Origin of the sequence: Amycolatopsis thermalba (assembly GCF_023376025.1) — a bacterium.
Taxonomy (GTDB): domain Bacteria; phylum Actinomycetota; class Actinomycetes; order Mycobacteriales; family Pseudonocardiaceae; genus Amycolatopsis_E; species Amycolatopsis_E thermalba.
This window is the reverse complement of sequence record NZ_CP091196.1, coordinates 3,085,928-3,102,231: the sequence shown is the minus strand read 5'-3', so window position 1 is coordinate 3,102,231 and position 16,304 is coordinate 3,085,928. Positions and strand designations below refer to the sequence as shown.

The following is a 16,304-nucleotide window of genomic DNA, read 5'->3' as shown; positions in this document are numbered from 1 at the left end:
CTACCCGACTCAGACGCGCGGCTTCTCGCGCTGCTCGTAGGTCTCGATGATGTCGTCGACCTTGATGTCGCTGTAGGACCCGAGCGTCAGACCGCACTCGTAGCCCTCGCGGACCTCGACCACATCGTCCTTGAACCGCCGCAGCGAGCTGACCGGCAGGTTCTCGGCGACGACCACGTTGTCCCGCAGGAGACGCGCCTTCGCGTTGCGGCGGATCTCCCCGGACTGCACGAGGCAACCGGCGATGGTGCCGAACTTGGAGGACTTGAAGACCTCCCGGACCTCGGCGCGGCCCAGCTCGACCTCTTCGTACTCCGGCTTGAGCATGCCCTTGAGGGCCTGCTCGATCTCGTCGATCGCCTGGTAGATCACCGTGTAGTACCGGACGTCGACGCCCTCGCGGTTGGCCCGCTCGGTCGCCTTGCCCTCGGCCCGGACGTTGAAGCCCAGGACGATCGCGTCGGAGGCCGTCGCCAGGTCGATGTCGCTCTCCGTGACACCACCGACGCCGCGGTGGACCACGTTCAGCTCGACCTCTTCGCCGACGTCGAGCTGCATGAGCGACGCTTCCAGGGCCTCGACCGTACCGGAGTTGTCACCCTTGATGATCAGGTTGAGGCTGTTGGTCTCCTTCAGCGCGGAGTCCAGGTCCTCCAGGCTGACGCGCTTCCGCTTCGCGGCGTTCTGCGCGTTGCGGATGCGGGCCTGGCGGCGCTCGGCGATCTGCCGGGCCACCCGGTCCTCCTCGACGACGAGGAACGTGTCGCCCGCGCCCGGCACCGACGTGAAGCCGATGACCTGGACCGGACGCGAGGGCAGCGCCTCGGTGACGTCCTCGTTGTACTCGTCGACCATCCGCCGCACGCGGCCGTACGCGTCGCCGGCGACGACCGAGTCGCCGACCCGCAGGGTGCCGCGCTGGACCAGCACGGTGGCCACCGGGCCGCGGCCGCGGTCCAGGTGCGCCTCGATCGCGACGCCCTGGGCCGGCATGTCCGGGTTGGCCCGCAGGTCCAGGGTGGCGTCCGCGGTCAGCAGGATCGCCTCGAGCAGCCCGTCGATGTTGATGTTCTCGCGAGCCGAGATGTCGACGAACATGGTGTCGCCGCCGTACTCCTCGGCCACGAGGTTGTACTCGGTGAGCTGCTGCCGGATCTTGTCCGGGTTCGCGCCTTCCTTGTCGATCTTGTTGACCGCGACCACGATCGGCGCCTTGGCCGCCTGGGCGTGGTTGATCGCCTCCACCGTCTGCGGCATGACGCCGTCGTCCGCGGCGACCACGATCACCGCGATGTCGGTGGAGTTCGCACCACGGGCACGCATGGCGGTGAACGCCTCGTGACCCGGGGTGTCGATGAAGGTGATCAGGCGCTCGTTGCCGTCGAGCTCGGTCTCGACCTGGTAGGCACCGATGTGCTGGGTGATGCCGCCGGCCTCCCGCTCGTGCACCCGCGTCTTGCGGATGGTGTCGAGCAGGCGGGTCTTACCGTGGTCGACGTGACCCATGACGGTCACCACCGGCGGGCGGACCTGCAGGTCCTCCTCGCCACCCTCGTCCTCACCGTAGGTGATGTCGAAGGTCTCCAGCAGCTCGCGGTCCTCCTCCTCCGGGCTGACCACCTGGACGTTGTAGTTCATCTCCGAGCCGAGGAGCTCCAGCACCTCGTCCGAGACGGACTGCGTCGCGGTGACCATCTCACCCAGGTGGAACAGCACCTGCACCAGCGAGGCCGGGTTCGCGTCGATCTTCTCCGCGAAGTCGGTCAGCGAGGCGCCCCGCGGGAGCCGGATGGTCTCCCCGCCGCCCTTGGGCAGCCGGACGCCACCGACCGAAGGCGCCTGCATGTTCTCCATGTACTCCTGGCGCTTCTGCCGCTTCGACTTGCGGCCCTTGCGCGAGGGTCCACCCGGACGGCCGAAGGCACCGGCCGTGCCACCGCGGCCACCGCCGCCGCCACGACCGCCGCCGCCACCGCGGAAGCCGCCACCGGCGGGAGCGCCGCCGCCGCCACCGGGGCGGAAACCGCCGCCGCCACCGCCGCCACCGGGACCACCACGCGGAGCGCCGCCGCCACGGGGACCACCCGGTCCGCCGCGGCCCGCGCCCGCGCCACCGCGGCCGCCACCGGGACCACCACGGCCGGCACCGCCGGGACCACCGCCGGGCCGCTGCACGCGGCCGGGCATCATGCCCGGGTTCGGGCGCGGCGGCATGTTGCCCGGGCTCGGGCGGGTGCCGCCACCGGGACGCGGAGCCGGACGGTCACCGCCGCCGGACCGCTCGGCCGGGCGCTCGCCGCCCTGGCCGCCGGGACGTGCCGGCGGACGCGGCGCCGGAGCGCCCTGGCCGACACCGAACGGGTTGTTGCCGGGCCGCGGGGCGCGCGGACCGGGCTTCGGCCCGGGCTTGGGGCCCTGCGGCTTGGGCGGCACCACGGAGCCGGACTGGCCGGAGCCGCCCGCACCGGGACGCGGTGCCGGGGGCTTGGGTGCCTGGGGCTGCGCCTTCGCGGCCGGGGCCTGCTGCTGCGGCGCCGGCTGCTGGGGCTCCGGACGCTGCTGCGGGGCCGGCGCCTGGGGCGCGGGCGCCTGCGGGGCCGGGGCCTGCTGCTGCGGGGCGGGACGCGGGCCGGGCTTGGCGCCCGGGACCGGTCGGGCCTGCGGCTGCTGCTGACGCGGCGCGGCGGGTTTGGGGGCCGCGCCGTTCCCGGCCGACGGTCCCGGCCGGGCGCCGCCGGACCGGCCGGCGGATTTGTTGTCCTTGGCGACGAAGGCGTCGCGCAGCCGCCGGGCAACGGGTGCCTCGACGGTCGACGACGCCGACTTCACGAACTCGCCCTGCTCCTTCAGCTTGGCGAGAACTTCCTTGCTCGTAACCCCGAGCTCCTTCGCGAGCTCGTGCACACGGGCCTTGCCTGCCACTGCTCTCCTCAACTGGTGAGGCCGGGCGGCAAAACCCGCTCGACCTCGTCCTATCGTCGCGCGTTCATGGCTTCAGCTTCACGGCTGACTCATGACGGGTCGACCTGCTTCCTTGAATCCATCCGGACCGGGGCCGTTCCCCGGTCCGCCATGCCGACGGTGATCTTCTCGAGATGCTGCCGCACGCCCGCCGCGTCGAGCACCCCGGGCACCTTCAGCGCCCTGGGGAACGCCCGCCGCCGCTCGGCTTTGGCCAGGCACTCCGGCTCGGGGTGCAACCAGGCACCCCGCCCGGGCAGCCGCCGACGGATGTCGGCGACCAGTCGCCCGTCCTGCGCGACCACTCGCAGTAGTTCACCGGCGGCAGCCCGCTTCTTGCACCCCACGCACGTGCGCACCGGGGTCTTCCCCCGGTGCTCGGAGCGTGCGGTAGCCGAATGCGAGCTACGCACCATCTTCGAGTTTAACTCCTGGCCCCTCACTCAGCCGAACCGGTTGTCGCCGCGGGCGTGGCGTCCTCCTCGGAGCCGGCCGCGGCGTCGCTGCGGATGTCGATCCGCCACCCGGTGAGCCGGGCGGCCAGGCGGGCGTTCTGGCCTTCCTTGCCGATGGCCAGGGACAGCTGGAAGTCGGGCACCACCACGCGGGCCGTCTTCGCACGCTCGTCCACCACCCGTACCGAAACAACCTTCGCGGGGCTCAGCGCATTCCCGACGAAGCGAGCCGGATCCTCGGAGTAGTCGACGATGTCGATCTTCTCACCCCCGAGCTCGCTCATCACGTTGCGCACCCGCTGGCCCATCGGGCCGATGCACGCGCCCTTGGCGTTGACCCCGGGGACGGTGGACCGCACGGCGATCTTGGTGCGGTGGCCGGACTCCCGGGCGACCGCGGCGATCTCGACGGTGCCGTCGGCGATCTCCGGGACCTCCAGCGCGAACAGCTTGCGCACCAGGTGGGGGTGGGTGCGCGAGAGCGTGATCGACGGGCCGCGGGCGCTGCGCGACACGGTCACCACGTACGCCTTGATCCGCTCGCCGTGCTCGTACCGCTCGCCGGCCACCTGCTCGCCCGGCGGGATCACGCCCTCGGTGTCGCCGATCTGGACGATCACCATGCCGCGCGCGTTGGCCCGCGCGTCGCGCTGGATCACGCCGGCGACGATCTCGCCCTCGCGGGTGGAGAACTCGCCGTAGGTCTTCTCGTGCTCGGCGTCGCGCAGCCGCTGCAGGATGACCTGCCGCGCGGTGGTCGCCGCGATCCGGCCGAAGCCCTCGGGCGTGTCGTCCCACTCCTCGTCGATGTCGCCGTTCTCGTCCAGCGTGTGCGCGAGGACGCGCACCACGCCGGTCTTGCGGTCGATGTCGATGCGGGCGTGCGGCTGGTGCCCCTCGGTGTGCTTGTAGGCCGTCAGCAGCGCGGTCTCGATGGCCTCGAGGACCGTCTCGAAGGGGATGTCCTTGTCCCGCTCGATCGCGCGCAGGGCCGCGATGTCCACGTTCACTTCGGATCCTCCTCCGGCTCGCCTGCGTTGTGCTCCGAGGCGTCCTGGTCGAGCAGCTTCAGCTCCTCGGCCGGTGGCTGCCTGAACTCGATCTCGATCACGGCCTTGGCCACGTCGGCGTAGGGCACGTCCCGGATCTCACCGGCCACCAGCACCCGCACCGACTCCTCGCCCGCGTGCCCGACGCGGCCCACGTACTCGGCGCCCTCCCGCGGCGTGATCCGCACCAGGCGGAACCGCGAGCGGCGCCAGTGGCGCGGCCGGGTCAGCGGGCGGTCGACGCCGGGCGAGGTGACTTCGAGCGTGTAGGCGCCCGCGATCAGCTGCTCGTTCTCGTCCAGCGCGGCCGAGACGGCACGGCTGATGTCGGCGACCTCGTCGAGTCCCACGCCGTCGTCGGAATCGACGACGACCTTGACGAGCTTGCGGCGGCCCGCCTGCTGGACGTCGAGCGCGTCGAGGTCGAAACCCGCGCCGGACACGGCTTCGGCCACGATCGGCTCGAGCCGGGCGGCGAGTTCTCCAGGCACCTTGGCGCTCTCCTGTTTGGTCTGCTGTCGGTCAGTGAGGGACAAGCTTATCTTGTTGGCCCCGGTCACCGCCCGTGGTCACCGGTCCCCTGGCAGGATGGGCGCACGTGAGACCCCGTACCCGTCGTGACGTCCTGCGGGCGAGCGCGCTGGCGGCGCTGGCCGTCCCCCTCGCCGCGTGCGCAACCGGCTACTCCGACGAACCGGATCCGCTGGCCCTGCTGGCCGAACAGGCCCGGGCCGACGCCGCGGCGGCCGACGCCGTGGCCGCCTCCTCGTCGGCCGACGCGGAGGTGGCGCGCCAGTACTCGGCCGCGCGCGCCGCGCACGCCCAGGCGCTGCAGTCCGAAGTGGACCGGCTGAACCGGCCGAAGTCGCAGCCGGCCGTGGTCGTGCCGTCCGAGCAGGGCATGGCCGGGCTCAAGCAGCGGCTGGCCACCGCCCGGCAGCAGGCCGAGGGCCTGGTCGGCGGGCTGCCCCGGTACCGGGCCGGGCTGGTCGCCGCGGTCGCCGGGGGCTGCGCCGGGCTGCAGCAGGTCGGGAACCGGCTGGGGCCGGGCGCCGCACCGGGCGCGGTGGCCGCGACCGCGTCGGCGATCCCGCCGGAGTCGGTCGGCCCGGTGCAGCAGGCCCTGTCCGCCGAGCACGCCGCGCTGTGGATCTACGGGCTGGTCAGCGCGTTCCTGCCGGGCACCTACAGCGCGGGTGTCGCCGAGGGCACGTCCGAGCACCAGGACCGGCGCGACGCGTGCGTGCGGATGCTGACCGCGGTGGGGGTGGAGCCCGGCGTGGCCGAACCGGCCTACCTCACGCCACAGCCGGTCACCGACGCCACCTCGGCCAAGAGCGTGGTCGCCACCGCGGAGGCGGACGCCGCCACCGCCTGGCGGGGCGTGCTGGAGCAGACCGACGACGCCGCGTTGCGGGAGGTCGCCCTGAAGGCGCTGCTCGCGTCCGCCCGGCGCGGCACCCGCTGGCGCGAGGCGGCGGGCGAGCAACCGACGGCGATCGTGCTGCCCGGTTCGGCGCAGAGCTGACTGGGGGCGCGCCACGGCGCGTGACGACATAACCTTCCCGGGACACGTTCGACGCCCGAGGACGCCCCTTGCTGACCCTGACCCGCACCCTGGCCGGCCTCACCGAGGACGGGGCCGCCCGCCTGCGCGGCCTGCTGTTGCGCCAGCTGATCCGGATGCCGCACGGGCGGCCCGGCGAGTTCGTCGTGCTGCACCTGTTCCTGATGCCGCCCGAGCCCGGCGGCACCCGCTACGCGCTCTACGAGGTCGCGCAGCCGCTGGTGGACGAGCCGCTGGCGCAGGTGCAGGGCCGGGCGCTGAGCGAGCTGCAGGCCGTCCACGGCGACCCGCGCCTGGTGCCCGGCGCCGACCAGGGCTGGCGCGGCACCGACCCGGCCCGCCGCGGCGTCTACCTCGGCACCGGCGCCCGGTTCACCGGCTCGCGGCCCGGCATCACCGGAACGACGATCGCGCGGCTGGTCGACCACACCGCGGTGATGTTCGTGCTGGACGAGGCGCACCAGCCGGTGTTCCTGCAGAGCTCGAAGGAGCTCGTCGTCGCGGGCGAGCAGCTCCCGCCGTCCCCGGAGATCCCGGCCCTGGGCAAGCCACCGTTCCTGCTCATCGACGCCCTGGTGGCCTACCTGCGCAACGCGAGCTAGTGTCCTGAGTTATTAATTCGCGTGCAGTAGCGTGCGATGGAGTCAAGGATCTGGTCGGCGGTCTTGGTCCAGACGTAGGGCCGTGGTTCGTTGTTCCAGGTCTCGATCCATGCGCGGATGTCGCGATTGAGCGCGTGGACGCTGGTGTGGCTGCCGTGTTGGAGTTTTTTGGTCGTCAGCTCGGAAAACCAGCGTTCGACGAGGTTGAGCCAGGAACTCGAGGTCGGAGTGAAGTGCACGGTGAACCGCGGGTGAGCTGCCAGCCAGCGTTTGATCACCGGGGTCTTGTGGGTCGAGACGTTGTCCATAACCAGATGCACTGCCAGGTCCGCGGGTACTTCGTTGTCGATGGCGATCAAGAACTTCTTGAACTCGATCGCACGATGCCGCGCGTGCAGCCGGCCGATGACCTTGCCGGTGGCGATGTCCAGTGCGGCATACAGACTGGAGGTGCCGTGGCGGGTGTAGTCGTGCGTGGCACGCTGCGGCGTTCCCGGCATCATCGGCAGGATCGGGGCGGTGCGGTTGAGCGCCTGGATCTGGGACTTCTCGTCCACGCACAGCACCACCGCCCGCTCCGGCGGCGCGAGGTAAAGCCCGACCACGTCCTTGACCTTGTCCACGAACAACGGATCCTTGGACAACTTCCACGCCTCACGGCGATGCGGCTGCAGACCGAACGCATTCCAGATCCGGGTCACCGCGGTCTGGGTCAACCCGGACTCCGCAGCCATCGACCGGGTCGACCAGTGCGTCGCATTCGCCGGCGTGGACTCCAGCGTCTTGGTGATCACCGCCTCGACCTGCTCGTCGGTGATCGTGCGCGGGCGCCCCGGACGTGGCTCGTCGACCAGGCCGTCCAGTCGTTGGGCCACGAACCGGGAACGCCATTTCGCGACCATCGCGCGCCCGACGCCCAACTCCGCGGCGATCTCGCTGTTCGAGCCGCCCTCGGCGCACCGCAGCACGATCCGCGACCGCAACGCCAACGCCTGAGCCGTCTTCCGCCGCTGCACCCAGTTCCGCAACGTCTGTGCCTCATCAACGGACAAGGCCAACTCAGGCAGCTTCGGATTCGGCATGCCGCACCCTACAGCTGAACTCGAATTAACGACTCAGGACACTAGGTGTATCCGGTCAGGACGTTGGTAGCGGCGTGTCTGGCTGAGTAAAGGAGAACCTCCGGTTGGGATGTGGCTTGTCTAAGGCCCACTCCGATCCGGAGGTTCTCGTGTTCCACGGTAGTGCCCGGCTGACGGTTCACGGTCGGCGACTGATCGTTCAACGCCACCAGGCCGGCTGGAAACAGGCCCACATCGCCGAAGCGATGGGCGTGTCCCGCAAGTGTGTGAAGACCTGGATCGACCGCTACGCCGCCGAAGGCGAGTCTGGCCTGGTCACCCGCTCCTCACGCCCACACACGAGCCCCAACCGCACGCCCGACGAGGTCGAGCAGCGGGTGTTAGACCTACGTCACCGCGAACGCCGCGGACAGGACTGGATCGGCCTCGAGCTCGGACTCCCGCCCCGCACCGTGTCGCGGATCCTGCGCCGCCACGAGGTGCCCTACCTGGCCGAGTGCGACCCGATCACCGGCGACGTCATTCGCGCCTCCCGCGCAACCGGCGTCCGTTACGAACGCGAACGACCGGGCGAGCTGGTCCACATGGACGTCAAGAAGCTCGGCAAGATCCCCGACGGCGGTGGCTGGCGTGTCCACGGCCGCAGTGAACAGGTCCGTGCTCGCGGCATCGGCTACGACTACGTCCACTCACTCGTCGACGACCACTCCCGCCTGGCCTACTCCGAGATCCTGCCCGACGAGAAGGGCTCGACCTGCGCGGCGTTCCTACTGCGTGCCGCCGCCTACTTCGCCGATCACGGGATCTCCCGTATCGAGCGCGTGATCACCGACAACCACCTCAGCTACCGACGATCACGCGACATGGCCGCCGCGGTCGCAGCACTCGGCGCAACACACAAGTTCATCCGGCCCCACTGCCCCTGGCAGAACGGGAAAGTCGAGCGCCTCAACCGCACCCTCCAGGCCGAGTGGGCCTACCGGCACGCCTTCACCAGCAACGAGGCACGAGCAGCAGCACTTGCAGCCTGGATCGAGCACTACAACACTGAACGCCGCCACAGCGCACTCGGAGGACGACCGCCCATCAGCCGGCTACCAACCTAACGGCCGGATACAGCTAGGCCCCCGGCGCCAGGTCGAGGGCCTCCTTGCTGATGCGCTGCAGCGTGGCCTCGTCGGAGTGGCCGTCGAAGAACGCGGACAGCACGATGGTCACCGAGCTGCCCGTCACCCGGGACAGGTAGTCGCCGCCGGCGAGTTTCGGCGCGCCGGGGATCTTCGCGGTGCCGTCCCGCACGAGGTCGTTGACGTTGCCGGTGCCGTCGGTGTCGGCGAGCTTCTTGAGCTGCTGCGCCTCCTCCGGGGTGGCCATGGTGACCACCGCGACCGACACCAGCGCGCGCGAGGCGCCGCTGGCGGTCGTGTACAGGGCGCGCGACAGCCGCTGGCACGGGTGCTCCGCGAAGAACTGCTTGACCTGCGAATACGAGTTCGCGGCGCAGTCGGTCGCGGCCACCGGGCCCTCGGTGACGGTGAACTGGAACTCCTTGGCCGGGGCCTGCGCCGCCGGCGGGGCCTCCTCGGCGGAGCCGCCACGCACCAGCCACCACACCAGCCCCGCCACGACCGCGACGGCCACCAGCCCGGCGATCTTCAGCACCGGGGCGCGCCGGGGCGGCGACGGTTCGGCCGGGATGCGGGGCAGCGGCGCGGTGTCACCGCGACCGGGAGGGAACTGCGCACCAACCACGGAGGGACACCGTAGCTCACTCCTCCGGGTGACTCACCGCAACGCGTCCAGAACCCGTTCGACGTCGTCTTCGGTGTTGTAGAGGTGGAAGCCGACCCGCGCCTTGCCCGCGCGGACGCTGGCCGTGACCCCTGCCCGGGTGAGCGCGGCCGGGTCGGCCGCCAGCGCCACGATCGCGCTGCCGCGTCCGGGCAGGCCGAGCCGGGTCAGCAGGGCGTCGGCCAGCTCGACGTTGTGCGCGCGCACCGCCGCCAGGTCCAGCGACGCCAGGTACGGCAGGGCCACCGCGGCGCCGGCGTGCGCGAACCACACCGGGGACAGGTCAACGCGGCGCGCACCCCCGGCCAGGCGCAGCGGCATGCCGTAGGTGGTCTGCCACGGGTCCTCGCCCGCGTACCAGTTGGCCGAAACCGGCACCGTCCGCTCGGCGACGCGCGGGTGCACCGCCAGCCAGGCGCAGCCGCGCGGGGACATCAGCCACTTGTACCCGGCGGCCACCACCCAGTCGGCCCACTCCAGGTCCAGGGGCATCCAGCCGGCGGCCTGGGTCGCGTCGAGGACGACCGGGACGCCCGCGGCTTCGGCTTCGGCGCGCAGCGCGCCGAGGTCCACCAGCGCCCCGTCCGCGGACTGCGCGACGCTGACGGTCACCAGGTCGTGCCCGCGCACGGCGCCGGGCAGCTCGGCGAGGCGCACCTCGGTGATCCGCGCGCCCCGGGCGGCGAACGGGAACGTGGTGCTGGTGAACTCCCCGGCCGCGGTGAGCACCCGGGCGCCTTCGGGCAGCCCGGCCGCGACGCTCGCGAGCAGCTGGGACACGGTCGAGCCGATCGCGATCCGGCCGGACGGCACGCCGACGAGACGCGCGAACGACTCCCGCGCCCGCGCGACGAGCGGCTCGAAGTCGCCCGGCTGGTTGCCGCCGGTGCGCCAGGCTTCGACGGACGCCGCCACCGCGTCGGCCACCGCCGCGGGCGGGATCCCGATGCTCGGGGTGTTCAGGTACCCGGTGGGGACGTCGAAATCGGCTCCGAAGGCTGTGCGCATGCCCGGACGCTAACCGGCCACCCGGGCGGTGGTCACCGCGTTTTCGCCGCGGCCGGACGCCACTGCTGGTCGTGGTGCGCTCGTCGCTCACGCACCACGACGCCGAGGTCCTGGATCTGGTCGCGGAGCGCCACCGCGGTGCCGGCCTCGCCGTCGCGCAGCGCCCGTTCGCGTCGCCGGAGCAGGTCGTGCACCTCGGCCGGCAGGTCCGGCGTGCCGTCCACCCAGGGCCGGAACCGGTCCTCGTCCGGGTCCCGGGTGCCGCGCCAGGGATAGCCGGCGGCCGCGAAGGCCGCCGCGAGACGACGGGCGCCGATGTCGGCCTCGCGGCGCAACAGCTCCCGCCCGTCCGCGCCGCGCAGCACGAGATCCCGCGGGTCGGTGTAGACCGCCGCGATCCGCTCACGCGCGACGAACACGCGGGAGCCGTCCCGCTCGACGGTCACGCCCCGCCCCGTGATCTCCACCGCGGTGGTCTCCGCCAGGACCCGCGCGGCGAGCAACGCCGTGGCGACCAGGCCGGCGGCGGCACCACCGGCCACCAGCCAGGGCACCGGCACGCGGGCCAGCAGGCGCAACGGCCCCGGAGCCGCGCCGAACAGGCCGATCACCCAGCCGGTGACCGGCCGCACCAGGAGCGCCGCGCCGGCGCCGAGCGGCAGCCCGGCCAGCGCGATCCCCGCGACCAGGGCCCGGGAGACGCGCAGAACGCGCCCTGACTCCGGCATCGTGCTCCCCTTTCCGCCGACGGGGAGACATTAACAGAGTAGCTACTCCACTAACTAGGATGGGGTCATGCCACGCCCCATCGATCCGGTGCGACGGCGAGCCCGGCGGCTGCAGATCATCGACGCGGCGCTCACCGCGTTCGCCTTGCACGGGTACGCCGGTGCCACGACCGCGGAAATCTGCCGGATCGCCGGAATCGGGTCGGGCACGTTCTTCCACCACTTCCCGACGAAGGACTCGCTGCTGGTGGCGATCCTCGAGGAGGGCACCGAGGAGACGCGCCGGTTCTTCGCCGCGCGCGAACCCGGGACCCCGGCGCGGCAGGTCATCCTCGGCTACGTCGGCCACGCGGTCGCCGACCTGGCCGACCCCCGGGCAGCGGGCTTCATCACGGTCGTCGGCGGGCTGACGTCCCACCCGGACATCGCGGCCGCGCTCCGGGCCGACGAAGACACCCTCCGCGCCGCGCTCCGGGAGGTCGTCGCGGAGGCTCAGCACGCGGGCGAGGTGCGGACCGACCTTCCCGCCGACCGGCTCGCCGTCTGGATCATGCTGCTCATCGACGGGTTCGCCGGCCGGACCGCGGGCGGCGGCTTCGAGGCCGCCGCCGAGGCTCCGCTGCTCGTGGAACAGGTCGGGCTGCTGCTGGACGGGCCGCCGGCGGACTGACCCGGCTGCCCGCGCTCGAAGCGTGGTGATCTACCTCATAGACGCGCCCGGATCGCCGCGCGCCGCGGGATGCCGGGCTGGTGGCGGTGGTTGTGGCGGCCCGCGTTCCCGTCGCCCGCCGGGCGCGGTGACCGGGCGCGGCCCTTGGCGGGATCGGCGGCGCGGTGAACGATGGGGGCATGCACTGGCTGGAACTGGAGGGGGCGGCCAACGCCCGCGACGTCGGTGGCCTGCCGACCGAGGACGGCGGCACGATCGCGCCGCGGCGGCTGCTGCGGTCGGACAACCTGCAGGGGCTCACGCCCCGGGACGTCAAGGTGCTGGTGGAGGACCTGGGCCTGACGACGGTGGTCGACCTGCGGGGCACGCCCGAGGTGACGCAGGAGGGCCCCGGGCCGCTGCGGAGCGTCGAGTCGGTGCGGCACCACCACTTCTCGGTGCTGCCGGAGAGCGGCACGGCGACCGACGCCGCCGCCGAGGACGTGGGGGACGCGCTCTACGCGAGCCGCAGGCAGCGGACGCTGGAGCGCTTTCCGGACGACGTGATGACCGCGCTGTACCTGGGGTACCTGGAGGACCGGCCGGACAGCATCGTGGGCGCGCTGCGCACGATCGCCGCGGCGCCGGGGGCGGCGCTGGTGCACTGCGCGGCGGGCAAGGATCGCACCGGGGTGGTGACGGCGTTCGCGCTGACGGTCGCGGGTGTGCGGCGGGAAGCGGTGATCGCCGATTACGCCGCGAGCGGTGAGCGGATCCGCGCGATCCTGGACCGGCTGCGCGCCTCGCCCACATACGCGCCGGACCTGGACAAACGCCCGGACGACGAGGACCACCGCCCCAAGCCGAAGACGATGGAGCTGTTCCTGACCGAGGTCGGCAACCGCTACGGCGGCGTGCTGCGATGGCTGGAGGCGCACAACTTCGGCGAGGCGGACGCGGCCGCGCTGCGAAGCAAGCTGCGCGAGGACTGAGGGGCGCAGGGCGCATCCCACCGGAGCGCACGGCGTGCGCAGACACCCTGCAAGGCAGTGGCGCGCCCCAGCGCAGTGGCGCGGCACTCGCCCAGCGCAGCGGTGCGGGCTCGCGCCACGGCGGCGGCCCCAGTCGCTACCGCGCCACCCCTCCGGCGGTCGTTCCGCCCAGTGGCATCGGGTCCAGGCCGAGTTTGCGGTGGTCCCACGAGCGCACCCGCACCGGGTCCACCCGCACCACCACCCGCTTCCGCAGCATCATCTCCACCGCCGGGCGCAGCTCCTCGCTGTACGGCCCGTAGTACCGCTCGAACACGTTCACCCCGACGGCCCACACCTCGTCCGGGTCCTCGCTGATCACCCCGTGCCCCTCGATCGACACGCCCCGCAGCGCGTCGTACGTCTGGCCGTCCTCCAGCAGCACCGTGATGCGCGGGTCGCGGCGCAGGTTCACCGCCTTCTGCGACTTCGCCTTCGTCTCCAGCCAGATCGCCCCGTCCAGCACGGCGAACCACATCGCCACCAGGTGCGGCGTGCCGTCGGGCCCCACCGTCGCGATCGTCGCCGTCCGGCTGCCCGCCACGAACGCCGCGATCTCCTCCGGAGTCATGCGGATCCCGGCCCGCTGGTTCACGCCCACAGCACACTCCCGTTCACCAGGGTCAGGATCCGCGCCACCGGATCGGGATCGCCCGGCCGCACCACCAGATCCGGCGCCACCGGCGCCTCGTACGGATCGTCGATGCCGGTGAACCCGCGGATCTCCCCCGCCCGCGCCTTCGCGTACATCCCCTTCGGGTCGCGCGCCTCGCACACCTCCAGCGGCGTGTCCACGAACACCTCCAGGAACGGCAACCCGGCCCGCTCGTGTACCTCCCGCACCTGCGCCCGGTCCGCGCGGTACGGGCTGATCAGCGACGCCACCGCCACCACCCCGGCGTCGGCGAACAGGCGCGCCACCTCCCCGACCCGCCGCACGTTCTCCGCCCGGTCCGCGGCGCCGAACCCGAGGTCGGCGTTCAGCCCGTGCCGCAGGTTGTCCCCGTCCAGCAGGTACGCCGGCCGCCCCGCCGCCACCAGGCGCCGCTCCAGCTCCACCGCGATCGTCGACTTCCCCGACGCCGACAACCCGGTCAGCCACACCGTCAGCCCCCGCGTCGCCCGCTCCTCCCGGCCGACCGCCGCCGCGTGCCACACCACCCGGGACGCGGGCAGCGCCGGTCCGGTGATCATCCCCGCCGCCACCGTGTTCCCCGTCGTGTCGTCGACCAGGATGAAGCTGCCGGTGGCCCGGTTGCGCCGGTAGGCGTCGAACAGCAACGGCTTCCGGGTCCGCAGCTGCACCCGCCCGATCTCGTTCAGCGCCAGCGACGTCGCCGACTCCTCGCGGTGCAACGTGTCCACGTCCAGCCGGTAGTCCAGCTTCTGCACCGCCGCGGTCGTCTCCGCCGTGGTGTGCCGGATCGTGTACGTCGCGCCCGGTGCCAGCGAACCGGATTCGGCGAGCCAGCACACCATCGCGTCCAGGTCCGGCCCGGTGTGCGGCCGGTTCGCCGGGCGGCAGATCAGGTCGCCGCGGCCGACGTCCAGCTCCCCGGTCAGCTGCACCGTCACCGCCTGCGGCGGGAACGCCTCGGTGACCGGCATCCCGCCCGGCCCCCAGATCGCGGCCACCCGGCTGGACAGCCCGGACGGCAGCACCACCACCTCGTCCCCCGGCTTGAACACCCCGCCCGCCACCGTGCCGGCGTAGCCGCGGAAATCCCGCCCCGCCTGGCGGATCACGTACTGCACCGGCAGCCGCGCGTCGATCAGGTTCCGGTCGGAGGCGACGTGCACCTCCTCCAGGTGGTGCAGCAGCGACGTGCCCTCGTACCAGGGCATGCTCGCCGACCGGTGCACCACGTTGTCGCCGTGCAGCGCGGACAGCGGGATGAACGACAGGTCCGCCACGTCCAGCTTCATCGCGAACCGGCGGAAGTCCTCGCGGATCTCGGAGAACCGCTCCCGCGACCAGCCCACCAGGTCCATCTTGTTCACGCACAGCACCAGGTGCGGGATTCCCAGCAGCGAAGCCAGGAACGCGTGCCGTCGCGACTGCTGGAGCACCCCCTTGCGCGCGTCCACCAGGATCAGCGCGAGGTCCGCTGTGGACGCTCCGGTGACCATGTTGCGCGTGTACTGGATGTGGCCCGGGGTGTCGGCGATGACGAACTTCCGCCGCGGCGTGGCGAAGTAGCGGTAGGCGACGTCGATCGTGATGCCCTGCTCGCGTTCGGCGCGCAGGCCGTCGGTGAGCAGCGCCAGGTTCGGGTAGTCCTCGCCGCGCTGCCTGCTCGCCCGCTCGACGGCGGCGAGCTGGTCGGTGAACAGCGACTTGGAGTCGAACAGCAGCCGCCCGATGAGCGTGGACTTGCCGTCGTCCACGCTGCCGGCCGTGGCCAGGCGCAGGAGCTGGGGCATCAGAAGTAGCCCTCCTTCTTGCGGTCCTCCATGCCGGCCTCGGAGATCCGGTCGTCGGCGCGGGTCGCGCCGCGCTCGGTCACCCGCGTGGCGGCCACCTCGGCGACGACCTCCGCGGGAGTGCTCGCCGTGCTTTCCACGCAGCCGGTGCAGGTGGCGTCCCCGACGGTGCGGAACCGCACGGTCGCCTCATAGGGCTCCTCGCCGTCCAGCAACCGGAGGAACCCGGTGTGCGCCAGCAGCATCCCGTCGCGCTGCACCACCGGGCGGCGGTGCGCGTAGTAGATCGGCGGCAGCTCGATGCGCTCGGCCGCGATGTAGGACCAGATGTCCAGCTCGGTCCAGTTCGACAGCGGGAACACGCGGATGTGCTCGCCCCGGCGGTGCCGCCCGTTGTAGAGGTTCCACAGCTCCGGCCGCTGGTTGCGCGGGTCCCACTGGCCGAACTCGTCGCGGAAGCTGAACACACGCTCCTTGGCGCGGGCCTTCTCCTCGTCGCGGCGGGCGCCGCCGAACACCGCGTCGAACCCGCCCTCGCGGATCGCCCGCAGCAGCGTGACGGTCTGCAGGCGGTTCCGGGACGCGCGCGGGCCGGTGTCCTCGGTGACGCGGCCGGCGTCGATGTCGTCCTGCACGCGCGCGACGTGCAGCCGCAGGCCCATCCGGTCCACCACCCGGTCGCGGAAGGCGATCACCTCGTCGAAGTTGTGGCCGGTGTCGACGTGCAGCACCGGAAACGGCAGCGGCGCCGGCCAGAACGCCTTCGCCGCCAGCGCGAGCATGACCACGGAGTCCTTGCCGCCGGAGAACAGCAGCACCGGGTGCTCGAAGGTGGCCGCCACCTCGCGGAAGACGTGCACCGACTCCGCCTCGAGCAGTTCGAGGTGGGACAGCTCGTAGAGCGTGGTCACCGGGAAAAATTAGAACACGTTCTTGCCAGCGGTCAACCGGGCGAGC

At 72.3% G+C, this 16,304-nt stretch carries 16 protein-coding genes; 5 read left to right on the top strand and 11 right to left on the bottom strand.

The genetic code is table 11. The annotated features are described in order from the left end of the window. Window positions 1-9: 9 nt before the first annotated feature. From infB to rimP, 4 genes are all read right to left on the bottom strand, one after another. Complete coding sequence (infB, locus tag L1857_RS14965; RefSeq protein WP_094005846.1) at window positions 10-2,922, bottom strand: translation initiation factor IF-2; 2,913 nt, start codon at window positions 2,920-2,922, stop codon at window positions 10-12. A gap of 89 nt (window positions 2,923-3,011) precedes the next feature. After that, window positions 3,012-3,266, bottom strand: coding sequence for a YlxR family protein (locus L1857_RS14960; protein ID WP_369806800.1), 255 nt, complete (start codon window positions 3,264-3,266; stop codon window positions 3,012-3,014). Window positions 3,267-3,400: 134 nt separating this feature from the next. Continuing rightward, entirely contained in the window at window positions 3,401-4,426 is a 1,026-nt protein-coding gene (gene nusA, locus L1857_RS14955; protein WP_094005845.1) for a transcription termination factor NusA, read from the bottom strand. Next, window positions 4,423-4,956 carry a ribosome maturation factor RimP gene (rimP, locus tag L1857_RS14950; RefSeq protein ID WP_094005844.1) on the bottom strand — a complete coding sequence of 178 codons (534 nt, stop codon included), beginning with the start codon at window positions 4,954-4,956 and terminating at the stop codon, window positions 4,423-4,425. Before rimP ends, nusA begins: the two co-directional genes overlap by 4 nt. A 107-nt stretch (window positions 4,957-5,063) precedes the next feature. Here rimP and L1857_RS14945 point away from each other — a divergent pair, with 107 nt between their 5' ends. Beyond that, on the top strand, window positions 5,064-5,993 hold the full coding sequence (locus tag L1857_RS14945; protein WP_249465375.1) for a ferritin-like domain-containing protein: 930 nt from the start codon (window positions 5,064-5,066) through the stop codon (window positions 5,991-5,993). Between the two features lie 68 nt (window positions 5,994-6,061). Further along, window positions 6,062-6,634, top strand: coding sequence for a hypothetical protein (locus L1857_RS14940; RefSeq protein ID WP_116115509.1), 573 nt, complete (start codon window positions 6,062-6,064; stop codon window positions 6,632-6,634). On the opposite strand, the gene L1857_RS14935 is transcribed toward L1857_RS14940, so the two are convergent. Further along, window positions 6,631-7,716, bottom strand: coding sequence for an IS630 family transposase (locus L1857_RS14935; RefSeq protein WP_094009240.1), 1,086 nt, complete (start codon window positions 7,714-7,716; stop codon window positions 6,631-6,633). The genes L1857_RS14940 and L1857_RS14935 overlap by 4 nt on opposite strands. 149 nt (window positions 7,717-7,865) lie before the next feature. Between L1857_RS14935 and L1857_RS14930 the strand changes: the two genes are divergently transcribed. Continuing rightward, on the top strand, window positions 7,866-8,822 hold the full coding sequence (locus L1857_RS14930) for an IS481 family transposase (protein ID WP_094009241.1): 957 nt from the start codon (window positions 7,866-7,868) through the stop codon (window positions 8,820-8,822). 13 nt (window positions 8,823-8,835) lie between these two features. Here L1857_RS14930 and L1857_RS14925 read toward each other — a convergent pair whose 3' ends face one another. From L1857_RS14925 to L1857_RS14915, 3 genes are read right to left on the bottom strand one after another with little or no spacing between them, the layout of a single operon-like run. Continuing rightward, window positions 8,836-9,468, bottom strand: a complete 633-nt coding sequence (locus tag L1857_RS14925) for a hypothetical protein (RefSeq protein ID WP_094005841.1) — start codon at window positions 9,466-9,468, stop codon at window positions 8,836-8,838. Window positions 9,469-9,501: 33 nt separating this feature from the next. Next, complete coding sequence (locus L1857_RS14920; protein WP_094005840.1) at window positions 9,502-10,515, bottom strand: aminotransferase class V-fold PLP-dependent enzyme; 1,014 nt, start codon at window positions 10,513-10,515, stop codon at window positions 9,502-9,504. A gap of 32 nt (window positions 10,516-10,547) precedes the next feature. Further along, entirely contained in the window at window positions 10,548-11,243 is a 696-nt protein-coding gene (locus L1857_RS14915; RefSeq protein ID WP_094005839.1) for a YqeB family protein, read from the bottom strand. A gap of 67 nt (window positions 11,244-11,310) precedes the next feature. Between L1857_RS14915 and L1857_RS14910 the strand changes: the two genes are divergently transcribed. Together L1857_RS14910 and L1857_RS14905 are read left to right on the top strand one after the other, a co-directional pair. Next, entirely contained in the window at window positions 11,311-11,913 is a 603-nt protein-coding gene (locus L1857_RS14910; protein ID WP_094005838.1) for a TetR/AcrR family transcriptional regulator, read from the top strand. A gap of 179 nt (window positions 11,914-12,092) precedes the next feature. Then, a complete protein-coding gene (locus tag L1857_RS14905) occupies window positions 12,093-12,884 on the top strand; it encodes a tyrosine-protein phosphatase (protein WP_094005837.1) in 792 nt (263 codons plus the stop codon). 136 nt (window positions 12,885-13,020) lie between these two features. On the opposite strand, the gene L1857_RS14900 is transcribed toward L1857_RS14905, so the two are convergent. From L1857_RS14900 to cysD, 3 genes are read right to left on the bottom strand one after another with little or no spacing between them, the layout of a single operon-like run. After that, on the bottom strand, window positions 13,021-13,518 hold the full coding sequence (locus tag L1857_RS14900) for a pyridoxamine 5'-phosphate oxidase family protein (protein ID WP_233157292.1): 498 nt from the start codon (window positions 13,516-13,518) through the stop codon (window positions 13,021-13,023). Continuing rightward, window positions 13,515-15,347 carry an adenylyl-sulfate kinase gene (cysC, locus tag L1857_RS14895; RefSeq protein WP_094005835.1) on the bottom strand — a complete coding sequence of 611 codons (1,833 nt, stop codon included), beginning with the start codon at window positions 15,345-15,347 and terminating at the stop codon, window positions 13,515-13,517. Before cysC ends, L1857_RS14900 begins: the two co-directional genes overlap by 4 nt. Continuing rightward, on the bottom strand, window positions 15,347-16,258 hold the full coding sequence (gene cysD / locus L1857_RS14890) for a sulfate adenylyltransferase subunit CysD (protein WP_094005834.1): 912 nt from the start codon (window positions 16,256-16,258) through the stop codon (window positions 15,347-15,349). Before cysD ends, cysC begins: the two co-directional genes overlap by 1 nt. Between the last annotated feature and the right edge of the window lie 46 nt (window positions 16,259-16,304).